The organism is Mycolicibacter sp. MU0083, assembly GCF_963378075.1.
In the GTDB taxonomy this organism is placed as follows: domain Bacteria; phylum Actinomycetota; class Actinomycetes; order Mycobacteriales; family Mycobacteriaceae; genus Mycobacterium; species Mycobacterium kokjensenii.
The window spans coordinates 1,747,621-1,759,936 of record NZ_OY726394.1; the positions used below are offsets into that span (position 1 = coordinate 1,747,621).

Annotated in this window: 12 protein-coding genes and 1 pseudogene; 10 read left to right on the forward strand and 3 right to left on the reverse strand. The window is 62.2% G+C overall.

Annotated elements, in window-relative coordinates; genetic code table 11:
- Nucleotides 1–79: 79 nt before the first annotated feature.
- Nucleotides 80–504: pseudogene (locus RCP38_RS08035) on the forward strand (IS1380 family transposase); the annotation flags it as partial.
- 68 nt (nucleotides 505–572) lie between these two features.
- Here the strand turns inward: RCP38_RS08035 and RCP38_RS08040 are convergent.
- The gene (locus RCP38_RS08040) at nucleotides 573–1,538 is read right to left on the reverse strand and encodes a helix-turn-helix transcriptional regulator (RefSeq protein ID WP_059087303.1); all 966 of its coding nucleotides are present in this window, start codon (nucleotides 1,536–1,538) and stop codon (nucleotides 573–575) included.
- A gap of 162 nt (nucleotides 1,539–1,700) precedes the next feature.
- Between RCP38_RS08040 and RCP38_RS08045 the strand changes: the two genes are divergently transcribed.
- The 7 genes from RCP38_RS08045 (at nucleotide 1,701) to RCP38_RS08075 (ending at nucleotide 9,500) form a co-directional block, all read left to right on the forward strand.
- Nucleotides 1,701–2,021: a 2Fe-2S iron-sulfur cluster-binding protein gene (locus RCP38_RS08045; RefSeq protein ID WP_012394830.1), complete on the forward strand. Its 321-nt coding sequence runs from the start codon at nucleotides 1,701–1,703 to the stop codon at nucleotides 2,019–2,021.
- Nucleotides 2,022–2,092: 71 nt separating this feature from the next.
- On the forward strand, nucleotides 2,093–3,433 hold the full coding sequence (locus tag RCP38_RS08050; RefSeq protein ID WP_046285458.1) for a cytochrome P450: 1,341 nt from the start codon (nucleotides 2,093–2,095) through the stop codon (nucleotides 3,431–3,433).
- The gene (locus tag RCP38_RS08055; RefSeq protein ID WP_046285459.1) at nucleotides 3,430–4,632 is read left to right on the forward strand and encodes an NAD(P)/FAD-dependent oxidoreductase; all 1,203 of its coding nucleotides are present in this window, start codon (nucleotides 3,430–3,432) and stop codon (nucleotides 4,630–4,632) included. Before RCP38_RS08050 ends, RCP38_RS08055 begins: the two co-directional genes overlap by 4 nt.
- A 261-nt stretch (nucleotides 4,633–4,893) precedes the next feature.
- Nucleotides 4,894–5,304, forward strand: coding sequence for an SCP2 sterol-binding domain-containing protein (locus tag RCP38_RS08060; RefSeq protein WP_016889191.1), 411 nt, complete (start codon nucleotides 4,894–4,896; stop codon nucleotides 5,302–5,304).
- Nucleotides 5,305–5,352: 48 nt separating this feature from the next.
- Nucleotides 5,353–6,969, forward strand: coding sequence for a fatty acid--CoA ligase (locus tag RCP38_RS08065; RefSeq protein WP_081288818.1), 1,617 nt, complete (start codon nucleotides 5,353–5,355; stop codon nucleotides 6,967–6,969).
- A 46-nt stretch (nucleotides 6,970–7,015) separates the two neighbouring features.
- Complete coding sequence (locus tag RCP38_RS08070; RefSeq protein WP_046188899.1) at nucleotides 7,016–8,122, forward strand: NDMA-dependent alcohol dehydrogenase; 1,107 nt, start codon at nucleotides 7,016–7,018, stop codon at nucleotides 8,120–8,122.
- Nucleotides 8,123–8,399: 277 nt separating this feature from the next.
- A complete protein-coding gene (locus RCP38_RS08075) occupies nucleotides 8,400–9,500 on the forward strand; it encodes a BtrH N-terminal domain-containing protein (protein ID WP_046285460.1) in 1,101 nt (366 codons plus the stop codon).
- Nucleotides 9,501–9,835: 335 nt separating this feature from the next.
- On the opposite strand, the gene RCP38_RS08080 is transcribed toward RCP38_RS08075, so the two are convergent.
- Nucleotides 9,836–10,117, reverse strand: coding sequence for a hypothetical protein (locus RCP38_RS08080; RefSeq protein ID WP_163648679.1), 282 nt, complete (start codon nucleotides 10,115–10,117; stop codon nucleotides 9,836–9,838).
- On the opposite strand from RCP38_RS08080, the gene RCP38_RS08085 reads away from it, so the two are divergent.
- A complete protein-coding gene (locus RCP38_RS08085; RefSeq protein ID WP_073916453.1) occupies nucleotides 10,085–10,462 on the forward strand; it encodes a PaaI family thioesterase in 378 nt (125 codons plus the stop codon). The genes RCP38_RS08080 and RCP38_RS08085 overlap by 33 nt on opposite strands.
- A gap of 165 nt (nucleotides 10,463–10,627) precedes the next feature.
- On the opposite strand, the gene RCP38_RS08090 is transcribed toward RCP38_RS08085, so the two are convergent.
- Nucleotides 10,628–11,314: a TetR/AcrR family transcriptional regulator gene (locus tag RCP38_RS08090; protein ID WP_046285463.1), complete on the reverse strand. Its 687-nt coding sequence runs from the start codon at nucleotides 11,312–11,314 to the stop codon at nucleotides 10,628–10,630.
- Between the two features lie 73 nt (nucleotides 11,315–11,387).
- Between RCP38_RS08090 and RCP38_RS08095 the strand changes: the two genes are divergently transcribed.
- Nucleotides 11,388–12,257, forward strand: a complete 870-nt coding sequence (locus RCP38_RS08095; RefSeq protein WP_046285464.1) for a metal-dependent hydrolase — start codon at nucleotides 11,388–11,390, stop codon at nucleotides 12,255–12,257.
- Nucleotides 12,258–12,316 lie beyond the last annotated feature (59 nt).

Consider the following 12,316-nt stretch of genomic DNA (forward strand, 5'->3'; position numbering starts at 1 on the left):
AAAGTGCGTTCTGAGCTGGGAAGATTGATATTGTTCAGGCAACAATCGGTCCAGTTCGAGAACGGCACTTCCGGCGCGAGTGTCCCACACGTTCACCCCGCGGTCCGATGTGTTCGATGAGGATATCTGGTGTCGTGCGCGGGCCTGGTGCCGGTGATGGCGCTGGCTGAGCAGGCAGGCCTATCGGAGTTGTTGGCCAACAAGATTCACATCGCAGCTCCCAGGGTCAAGTCGAGGTCGGCCAATCCGGCTCCGAAACTGGCCACCCTGATCGCGAGCATGTAAGCGGGCGCGGATTACATCGATGATGTCGACCTGGTCCGCGCTGGCGGCATAAATCCCTTTTTCCGCCGGGTGTATCCCCCGTCAACGATGGGAACGCTGTTGCGGGAGTTCACTTTCGGTCATGCCCGCCAATTGGATTCGGTGCTGGCCGAGCATCTGGCCGGCTTGTGTGACCGGGTGAATCTGCTGCCCGGCGCGCAGGCTCGGGCCTCCATCGAACACCCGGGGAGAGGCGACGCTGCAGAAAGACGCCGCAAAGGTCGGATCTCCGGACCCGCCGGGACAGCTCAATGTGGTGAGAGCCGGAACTCGCTCGGAGAGCGGCCGGTCCATCGCTTGAAGGCGTGTGAGAAGTTGGCGAGGTCGCTGTATCCGAGATCCGTGGCTATCTCACTCACCGATAGGGATCGGTCGAGTAGCTGCAGCATCGCGCGCTCGCGCAGGAATGCTTGGCGCAACTCGCGAAAGGTGGTCTCCTCTTCGGAGAGGCGCCGCTTGAGTGTGCTGGTGGACATTGACAGCTCATGTGCGAACCAATGTTTACTTCGGCGTCCGGGCTCCTTCTGCAGCAGCCGTCTCACCTTCTCCGAGAACGACGTGGTTTCGCTCCGCTGGTCGAGAGTTCGCTGCAGATCGACGATGGCGAGTCGGTATGCGACGGGATCGGAGAACCGGCACACCTCGTTGAGCGTGTCCGCGGGAACATGGAGGAAGGACATCGGAGCGTCGAAGAACAGGCGCCCGGCGGTAAGGTCGTCCTCGCGATCTTTCAAGGCGGCGGGCGCTGGCCAACTCAAGTGGAGTGTGAGGGTCGGCGCCGCACGGACGAGCATGTCCAGCAGTCGCAACAACGCCAACCCGGCGTACGTGACGGCGAGGCAGTCCAGGGCCCGATCGCTGGTGTGTCCCCAGAGCCCGACGGTGAGGCCTTGGTCATCTGGATGAAACTGTGCTTTGACAGCCGTCGTGATCAACGGCAGATAAGTCAGCAGCTCTACGATCTCGGCCACTGAGCCCGCGCTGACCAGCGGAACACTCAGCGGGCCGAAGGACGTCAACTGTGCCTGTTCGGCTAACGCAAATCCGAGCAGCGTTGCCTGATCGATGTCTAGACCGGGGTACGCCTCACGAAACCACCGTAACGGGGCCTGGACATCACGCTGAATCAGCGTCGCCTCGTCGGTTCCTTCGCGAGCCATGATGTTGCGAAGCCGCGCGACGGCGTCTGGGTCAAACGCCGGGCTCTCGAGCATTTGCACGAATGCGAGTGGGGGCACACCCGCGTCATTGGGGTTCACTGACCATGGCCCCTTTGAGCCGAAATCACAAGTTTCTGACTCCGGCGAACATAGCCGCAGCGCTCATCTGGCGCAAGACTTGTGTCAAGTAACTGAGGACACGCAAGGAGCCTGGCTATGGCAGTTGTCACATTTGTCTCCCACGGCGGCGAGAAGTATGAGGCGCCTCTCGAGGAAGGTCAGTCACTGATGCGGGTCGCGACCAACAATGCGGTGCCCGGCATCGACGGCGACTGCGGAGGCGAAGCCGCGTGCGGCACCTGCCATGTGATCGTCGATCCGCAATGGTCCGATCGGGTCGGCCTCTCCGGGGCCAATGAAGAGGAGATGCTCGCGATGAACCCCGAGCGTCAGCCGACCTCCCGGCTGTCCTGCCAGATGCAGGTCTCTGAGGCGTGGGACGGTTTGATCGTCCATCTGCCCGAGTTCCAACTGTGATGACGAAAGAGAGGTGAGACGTGAGCAATATTCGCGAGGCAGTCACTGCCAAGGCTCAGGCAACAATTCCGATGGACCGAATAATCCAGGGCGCCCACCTCTACGACAGAACGCGGCGCTGGGTCACCGGCACCAACGGTGAAAAAATCTTCATCGAGCGACCGATCCCGCCGGCTGACGAGGTTGAACTGACCGACATCGACCTTAGCAATCCTTTCCTCTATCGTCAGGGTCGCTGGAAGTCCTATTACGAGCGCCTACGCAACGAGGCTCCCGTGCACTATCAGGCCCACAGCGCGTTCGGCCCGTTCTGGTCGGTGACGCGGCATGCCGACATCGTGGCCGTCGACAAGAACCACGAGGTCTTCTCCTCCGAGCCGTTCATCGTCATCGGGAGCCCGCCGCGCTTCCTCGACATTGCGATGTTCATCGCGATGGACCCCCCGAAACACGACCGGCAACGGCAGGCTGTCCAGGGTGTGGTCGCACCGAAGAACCTGCGTGAGATGGAGGGCCTCATCCGCGAGCGGGTGGTAGACGTGCTCGACGCTCTGCCGCTTGGCGAACCGTTCAACTGGGTGCAGCACGTCTCGATCGAGCTAACCGCGCGCATGCTGGCCACGCTGCTGGACTTCCCGTACGAGCAGCGGCGCAAGCTCGTCCAATGGTCCGATCTCGCCACCTCCATGGAGCAAGCCAACGGTGGGCCCTCGGACAACGACGAGATATTTCGCGGCATGGTCGATATGGCTAGAGGTCTCAGCGCTCACTGGCGGGACAAGGCAGCCCGGAAAGCTGCCGGAGAGCTGCCCGGCTTCGATCTGATCACCATGTTGCAGAGCGACGAGAGCACCAAGGACCTGATCGATCGCCCGATGGAGTTCTTGGGCAACTTGGTATTGCTGATCGTGGGTGGCAACGATACGACCCGCAATTCCATGAGCGGTGGTGTTCTGGCGCTGAACGAGTTCCCTGACCAGTTTGAGAAGCTGAAGGCGAACCCCGAGCTGATCCCCAACATGGTCTCGGAGATCATCCGGTGGCAAACCCCGCTCGCGCATATGCGCCGGATCGCCAAGGCCGACACTGTGCTCAACGGGCAGTTCATCCGCAAGGGCGATAAGGTCCTGATGTGGTACGCCTCGGGCAACCGCGACGAGCGCGTGTTCGATCGGCCCGATGACCTGATTATCGACCGGGCCAACGCCCGTAACCACATCTCCTTCGGTTTCGGCGTGCACCGCTGTATGGGTAACCGGCTGGCCGAGATGCAGTTGCGGATCCTGTGGGAGGAGCTGCTTCCGCGGTTCGAGAACATCGAGGTCGTCGGTGAGCCCGAGTACGTGCAGTCCAACTTCGTGAGGGGGATCAGTAAGCTGATGGTCCGCCTCATCCCGAAAGGTGGCGCATGACCGTGCAGCGAGCGGTCATCGCGGGGGCCAGCCACGCGGGCACCCAGCTCGCCGCCAGTCTTCGCCGAGAAGGGTGGGACGGCGAGATCGTCCTCGTCGGCGATGAGTCGGCGTTGCCCTACCAGCGGCCCCCGCTGTCCAAGTCGTACCTGGCCGACAAATGCGAACTGGCCGAACTCGCGATCCGCAACTCGGATTTCTACGCCAAGCAGCGGATCCGACTCCTGGATGCGACGGTGGCGGCGATCGACCGCTCGGCTGGTCATGTCGTGCTGAGTACCGGCGACGCACTGCCCTACGACAAGCTCGCGCTGTGCACTGGCGCCCGGCCTCGTCGGCTCCCCACCCCGGGAGCGGACCTGGCCGGAGTCTTCTACCTACGCACCGCCGCGGACGGCGAGATGATCCGAGAGGCCGCCGGCCCCGGGCGTCGGGCGGTGATCGTGGGCGGCGGCTACATCGGACTGGAGACAGCCGCCTCGTTGCGTGCACTGGGTCTGGAGGTCACCCTGCTCGAGGCGACCGGGCGCGTCCTTGAACGGGTCACCGCCCCGGAGGTATCGGAGTTCTTCGACCGGATCCACCGGGAGGAGGGCGTCAACATCCGGACGGGCACGCTGGTCGAGGCTCTGTCCGGCGACGGCAGGGTCCGCGAAGTAATCCTGGCCAGTGGCGAATCAATTCCCGCCGACCTCGTCATTGTCGGCATCGGCGTGGAGCCGAACACCGAGCTCGCCGCCACCGCGGGCCTGGTCGTCGACAACGGCGTCGTGATCGACGATCGGGCCCGGACTAGCGACCCCGACATCGTGGCCGCCGGGGACTGCGCCAGCCACGACATGGCCCGTTACGGCCGTCGCATCCGCCTGGAGTCCGTGCCGAGCGCGGCCGAGCAGGCCAAGGTCGCCGCCGCGACCGTCTGTGGGAAGTCCAAGAAGATTGCGGCCCTTCCATGGTTCTGGTCAGATCAATACGACCTCAAGCTCCAGATCGCCGGTCTCAACACCGGGTACGACGAGGTCGTCCTCAGCGGCGACCCGACCCGGGACCGCGACTTCACCTGCTTCTACCTCCGTGCCGGCGAGCTCATTGCCGCCGACTGCATCAACCGTCCCCGCGACTTCATGTTCAGCAAGCGGGTCATCACGCAGCAAGTCGCCGTCGAACGGGCCGAACTGGTGCTCGCCGGCTCGGACTGAGGTGCCGGCGGTGCGTAGGCGGTGGGAACGACGACGGCGGATGCGACGCGTGTCTTGGAGAGGTACTTCAGTGACAATTGCCATCCAGCCCCGCTGGCAAAGGAACGCTAGCGGCTGCCCGGCGGTCGCCTTGGCGCAGCGCATCAGGACCTAGTGGGGTTTCCCAACGAGCATGACGATTCTTTCCGGAGGAGCAGCGTCAGAAGTCGGTGCCTGTTCTGTTCTGTTCTGTTCTGACAATGAGGTTAGTTGAGGTTGACGGTGGCGGTATTTAGGGACGAGGACGAGGTCTATGCCTTCCTGGGCGGGATCTTTCGGCGGGGTTTGGAGAAGGAAGGTCTGGCGGACAAGCTCGCGAATTCGGGTGTGGTGTTGCGGGTGCATTACACAGATCCGGATGCGGTTGTGACGGTGGACATGCCGAACAAGGTGGTGGAGACCGGAGCGGCCAGTACCGCGGTGCCCAACGTGGAGTTGTTCATGTCGGCAGACACGGGGAACAAGTTCTGGTTGGGGAAGGTGAACTTGACGATGGCGATGGCCAAGGGAACGGTACGTGCGAAAGGTCCGGTGCCGAAGTTGATCAAGTTGATCCCGCAGGCCAAGAACCTGTTCCCCGAGTACCGGTTGATGCTGGAGAGCCAGAATCGGCAGGACCTCATCGATGCGTGACCCTCGCCTCACCGCGGGCTGTAGGGCGGGTGTGCGATGAGGAGCACGATGCAGGACGTTGCGTTGACTGTGCCCGCGATCGTGGCCCATGCTTCGGCAGTTCATGGCGATCGCGAGGTGCTGACTGCGCGCGGACCCCGGCAGATCTCTGGGGTGTCCTATCGCGAGGTGGGTGAGCGTGCGGCACGGTTGGCAAATGCTCTGCGCCAGATCGGCATCCGTGGAGATGAGCGTGTCGCGACGTTACAGTGGAGCAACCAGGAGCATCTGGACTGTTACGCGGCGGTGCCGTCGATGGGCGCGGTGCTGCATACGTTGAACCTGCGGCTGCCGCCGGAACAGCTGACGTGGATCGCCAATCATGCCGAGGATCGGGTGATCATCGTCGACAGTACGGTGCTGGCCCTTTTGGCGGCGGCGTTGCCGTCGATGACCTCGGTGCGCACGGTGCTAGTGACCGGAACCGGCGATCTTGCCGCGGTCGAGGGGTGCGGAAAGGACGTCCTACGGTACGACGATGTGGTGGCCGCCCAGTCGAGTACGTTCGACTGGCCCGACGTCGACGAGCAGTCGGCCGCAGCGATGTGCTATACGAGCGGTACCACCGGGCATCCGAAAGGTGTTGTCTACAGCCATCGTTCGACGTGGTTGCACTCGCAGGCGGCGTGCACTTCGAATGCCTTGGGCATCGGTCATGACGACACGGTGTTGGCGATCGTTCCGATGTTCCACGCCAACGCGTGGGGGTTGCCGTATGCGGCGATGATGGCCGGCGCGCAGCTTCTGCTGCCTGACCGTTTCCTGCAGGCGGGGCCTCTAGTGGAGATGATCGAGGCGGTGCGACCGACGATGGCGGGGGCGGTGCCGACGATCTGGACCGATGTTCTGCACTACCTGCGCGACAATCCCGGCCATGACGTGAGTTCGCTGAAGATGGTGGCCTGCGGTGGTTCGGCGGTTCCGCGGTCGTTGATGACCGCCTATGACGAGCTGGGCATCCGCATTGTGCAGGCTTGGGGGATGACTGAGACTTCCCCGCTGGCCTCGGTCGCTCTGCCGCGGAGTTCTGATACCCCGGAGAGGTCGCTTCACCTGCGCGCAACCCAGGGCCGGGTGGTGGCCGGTGTGCAGGCCCGCATCGTCGATGACAGCGGTGCAGAACAACCGTGGGACGGAAAATCGGTGGGGGAGATTCAAGTCCGCGGCCCGTGGATCACTCAGTCGTATTACGAGAATGACAGTCCGGCGGCGTCGCCGGACGGGTGGTTGCGTACCGGGGACGTCGGGACGATCAGCGCGGACGCGTTCATCGCGCTGACCGACCGCTCCAAGGATGTCATCAAGTCCGGGGGCGAATGGATCTCCTCGGTGGAATTGGAGAACGAGTTGGCCGCTCACCCTGCGGTGCGCACCGCCACGGTGATTGGAGTGCCCGACGACAAGTGGCAGGAACGGCCGCTGGCGGTGGTCGTCCTGGCTGCCGACCGCACCGCCACCGCGGCGGAGCTGACCGAATTTCTGCGTGCGCGGGTGGCCAAGTGGTGGCTACCGGAACGGTGGGCGTTCGTCACCGACATTCCGCTGACTTCCACTGGCAAGTTCGACAAGAAGAAGCTGCGCCGCCAGTTCGGCGACGGTGACCTCATCATCGAGACGCTGGCGTGAATCATCAATCCACTGCGACCGAAACACTGACGTTAAGGAGACACATATGAAGACACGTGCTGCAGTGCTGTGGGGCCTAGGAGAAAAGTGGGAAGTCGAGGACATCGAGTTGGATCCTCCCGGCCCCGATGAAGTGCTCGTCCAGCTGACCGCGACCGGGTTGTGCCATTCCGACGAACACCTCGTGACCGGCGACCTGCCCATTCCGCTGCCCGTCGTCGGTGGCCACGAGGGTGCCGGCACCGTGGTCGAAGTGGGTGCGGGTGTCGAGAACGTCGCCGAGGGCGATTCGGTGATCCTGACGTTCCTGCCGTCGTGTGGGCACTGTTCCTATTGCGCGCGGGGGATGGGGAACATGTGCGACTTGGGTGCCGCGCTCATGATGGGACCCCAGATCGACGGCACTTACCGTTTCCATGCCCGGGGTGAGGACGTCGGCCAGATGTGCCTGCTGGGCACGTTCTCGGAATACACCGTGGTCCCCAAGGCGTCTCTGGTCAAAATCGACCAGGGGACACCGCTGGACAAGGCGGCGTTGATCGGGTGTGGTGTGACGACCGGGTACGGGTCGGCGGTGCGCACCGGTGAGGTGCGTGCCGGGGATACCGTGGTAGTGATCGGAGCCGGTGGCATCGGCATGAATGCGATTCAGGGTGCCCGCATCGCGGGCGCGTTGAACATCGTGGCTGTCGATCCGGTGGCGTTCAAGCGTGAACAAGCCGGCGGTTTCGGTGCGACGCATGCCGTTGCCACGATCGACGAGGCCTGGTCACTGATCAGTGACATCACCCGCGGCAAACTCGCCGATGTCTGCGTCTTGACCACCGATGTCGCCGAAGGGTCCTACATCGGCGAGGCGCTGTCCTTGGTCGGTAAACGCGGCCGTGTGGTCGTTACCGCGATCGGGCACCCCGAAGACACCTCGATGTCGGGTTCACTGCTGGAATTGACGCTGTATGAAAAGCAGATCCGCGGCGCTCTGTACGGTTCGTCGAACGCCGCCCACGACATCCCGCGGCTCGTCGAGCTCTACAACGCCGGACACCTCAAGCTGGATGAGCTGATCACCCGTGAGTACACCCTCGATCAGATCAACGAAGGCTACGCGGATATGCGATCGGGCCGCAACATCCGAGGACTCATCCGATTCTGATAAAGCAGCCGAAGCGCGGGAGCGCGACCACGGGAGCAAGCGAGCTGAGTACAACGGTTGAGTGCTGCGCGTCTGTGGCTCTTACCGTTGACGTGTTGATGCAGGACTAGCGATCGAAAGTCAATGTGCCCCATCGCCATAGGCGGTCGAGATGCGCGGCTGAGGTTGGCTGCGGTCACGCGTGTTGGTGTTGGCACCTACTGTCAGCCGGGAAGCCGTGATGAAACGTAGCTTTTGACGAGTCTCAACAGTGCTACTGACAAGAGAGGAAGCGGCGATGACGAGGATTCAAATTCCCTATCCCCATAGGAGGGGAGGGCACTGTGGTTCCGGTGCGCTTCGTGACCTTACTGAATGGGCCCAACTCGGATGGGGGACAGAAGCACTCAGTGAAGGATTGGTCTTCACCCTCGGCGGAGCCTTGGACTTCTCGTACGTCCGCTCTACGCAGTTGTTCCCCCAGGTGTACCTGGTAGGACGAGGAAGCGACCTGGAACAAGATTACCTCTCCCGGGTTGGCGCAAAGTTCGTCGTGCGATCGACCGATGACCCGGACGTGGGATGGGCATTTGTGACCGACGAAATCGACAAAGGTCGACCCGTCATGGTCTGGGCTGACATCGGCGAACTTCCTTACCTGCGCGTCCGATTGCACATGAGCCGTCACGACATTGTCATCACCGGATACGATGACGAACAACGGGTCGCCTATGTGGTCGATAATGACCGCGAGACAACCCAGACGGTGGCCTACGACGACCTACGCCGGGCGCGGTCCTCGGTCGGGTTTCCCACACCTACCCGGCACACCACATATCACGTCGACTGGCCAGAGCGAGTGCCAGACCTTGGGCCGATCGCGGCCGCTTCACTCGCCGCGAGCGCAGCGTTCATGCGCGGCGGTGCCGTAGGTGCGCCGCTACTGCGCATCGAGGCAGCTGAAGTCGAATCTTCCGGTTTGAAGGGTGTGCAGGACTTCGCCGATGACGTAGGGCATTGGCCAACGCTGTTCGATGACGATGCCCTGACCGCGGCATTGTTCGGGCTCGGGGCGTTCATCGAGAAAGCCGGTACCGGCGGCGGGCTCTTTCGTACGCTGCAGGCACACGGTTGCCAGAACATCGCCGATCTCCTAGATGACGCCGCCACTGCCGAAGCGGCTGCCGCGGCCCGACATGCTTCCAAAGCGTGGTCTACGCTTGCGGCCGCAGCCACGGATGCCGGCACATCGCTACGGAGTCGTAGTCTAGCTGCGGCCAAAGTCGCCGCGACGATCCCGGACGCCGAAACGCGCCTCGTCGAAGCCCTCGAAACGGCCAGTCGATCCGTTGGCACTGTCGATACCGGCATCGAAGCTCATCTGAAAGGCTATCTGTGAGTGGCACTTCAAACCAATCGAGTTTCCTGGAGACTACTGGTTTCTCGATTGGCAGCATGACGATGTTCAGCGCTTCGCCCAGAACGCGGTCGGTGACGTTCGTGACCCTTGTGCAGAAGGCGAGGTTGACCGTCACCGCTGTGGGGGACAGGATTTGGTATGACCCCTATAGCACCGACGACGACCCCGAGCATTATCGGGCGAGCTATGCGGCGACAGCGTCGAGGGCGTATTGCGGGGCAGGACCAAATGGCTGATAGTGACCGAACTGGAAGGTGTACCGCAGCGATGATCTCGGCGGGCTAACGAGTCCTTTACATACTGTCTTCCGGCGATCAGCCCAGCCGACGTCGGCGCAGTTCTTCAGTCGCATGGTGGTCCATGCACTGCGTGGTCCTATTTAGGAGGATTTCGTCATCGACGAGCAAGCAGAAGATTCGGCCATCGCGTGGTGGCATAACTTTCAGAATCGTGTTATCGCCGCCGACGGCGACTACCTCGATGCGCACCATCCGTGGTGCCTTGGTTGCGGCACAGACAATCCGCACGGTCATCGCCTGCGAGCGCGTCGGCGTGGCGACGGGGTGGGCGCCAGGCATATCTTCGACGGCCGACATCGCGGCGCACCCGGGATCGCACATGGCGGCGCAGTCATGACGGTTCTTGACGACACGGTGGGCATGCTGCTCTACGTCGTCGGTGAGATGGCCGTCACCCGTAAGCTCGACACCGAGTTCTTCGCGCCGGTATTGCTGGGGGTTCCCTACGAGGTCAGCGCGGAGCTCGTGTCCAGAACCGGCCGGAAACTCGAAGTGCGGGCAGAATTGCGCGAGGAAGCCACCGGCCAGCTGGTCGCGTCCGCGTCCGGGTTATTCGTCGTCGTCACGCTGGATCACTTCACTAGCTCCATACAGAAGGCGTCGTCAATACGCTGCACTGCGCGACCACCCTGGGAGGGATGACGCAACCCGTAAATCTGCTCATTTTTCAACCGGCGCAGGCTGCTCGGATTAAACCGGGGCCGACAGGCGGGTTTGCTAAGCAAACGCGTACTCGACCACATCGTGGTGTACCAGCCTTCGGTAGCGTGACGCCGCAGCGTGTCGGCGAAAAGACCGCCGGTCTCATCAGCTGTGGCCCGCAGGGGAGTTGATATCGACCTGGATGTGCGAAGCGGCCGGGTCAGGTTTCTGGCCGAGGGTATACAGGCCAAGACTGCCGAGAAAACCCGCACAATGCTCGATAAGCACTTCGGTCGATAGGTTTAGTTGTCCGTCTATCCAGCGACGGAGAATCTCGAACAGGCCCCCGACACCGTAGGTAGCGGCGAGATCTGCGACCTGAATCACCTCGCTGGGTATATCGAGATGCAGGCGGGCCTCTCTGAGGACGAGCTCCGCAAATTCGGACATCAGTTCGCTTCGCAGCTGCCGAAGCAGGGGTTCAGCGCCCGATTCGACAAACAATATGCGGGCCATGCTGGGATCGTTCTCGATCATCTGAACCAGGGCCTTTATCGGAGCGTAAGCGAGTTCTTGAGGAGCAACGGTGTCATCCGGTATCGCCTTGGTGATCACGGCTTGGAAGGTGGTGGAGATCTTGGTGAACATCGCACGCAGGAGCGCGTCTCTGTCGCGAAACTGCTGGTAGAAGTACCGGCTCGTCACTCCTGACTCCGTACACACAGCGGTCACGGTGCACGCGGCGGCTCCCTGCTTGCCCATGAGCGCGACCGCGGCGTCAATCAGCAGTGCGCGGCGCTGCGCATCGCGTTGAGTTGCGGACAGCCCGCCATAAACACGTGCTGGACTCATGCCCTACATTCTGGCAGTCTCATGTGACAAGGCCTAAAGTCAGATCAGACTACGGAGGAAGGACCCCGTCAAGATGCCGGAAGATCGAGCCTCGACCAAGAGCCGTGTATTGCCAAAACCCCGGCGCGTTCGTTTCCCCATGCCCACCTCCACGAAGCGGCAACACTTCGTGGATGGCGACCTGGTGATGAGCCATTTCATCTCGGTGCTTTCTGCGACCTTCCCGGAAGGGGAAGACTTCTTCATCCGCTCGGTCAAGTATTTCCAGAGTTCCATCGACGATCCCCAATTGCTGACAGCGGTCAAGGGTTTCATCGGACAAGAGGCCACACACCGACACCAGCATCGGCTCCTCAACGAACGGCTCCAGGCCATGGGTTATCCGACCGCGCGGATCGACCGCCACGTCGCACGCCTGATCAAGCTATTGGAGCGGCGCTTTTCGCCAGAAATGCGGCTGTCGATGACCTCTGCATTGGAGCACTACACCGCGACGCTCGCTGAAATCATTCTCACCAGCGATGACGCCCAGAAGCTCATCGGACAGACAGAGGTTCGACCGATTCTGCTGTGGCATGCGTTCGAGGAGTCGGAGCACAAAGCCGTCGCCTTCGACGCCTATCGGCTGATTGGAGGCACCGAGCGCACCCGCGTACGGGGCATGCGGATCGCCTCTGCAATTCTGTTCGGCGAACTCATTCTGCAGACTGCGCTTTCGATGGCCTCTGACAAGGCCTCGTATAACCCGGTCACGTTGGTGCGTAGCCTACATCGCTTCAGTCGCACCCCGATGTTCACCGCCGATGCGCTGCAGCGATTCCGTTCGTACAACCGCCCCGGCTTCCACCCTGATGATTGGGACAGTGCCGCGGTCCTGGAGCGATGGAGCAAGGAACTGTTCGACCAAGACGGCTCACAGAAGGTCATCGCTCAGCCTGGGTAGCAAAAGTGCGTGAGGAGGGCGACGCAGAAAGACACTGTTTCTGCGTCGTTCCTCCAAAC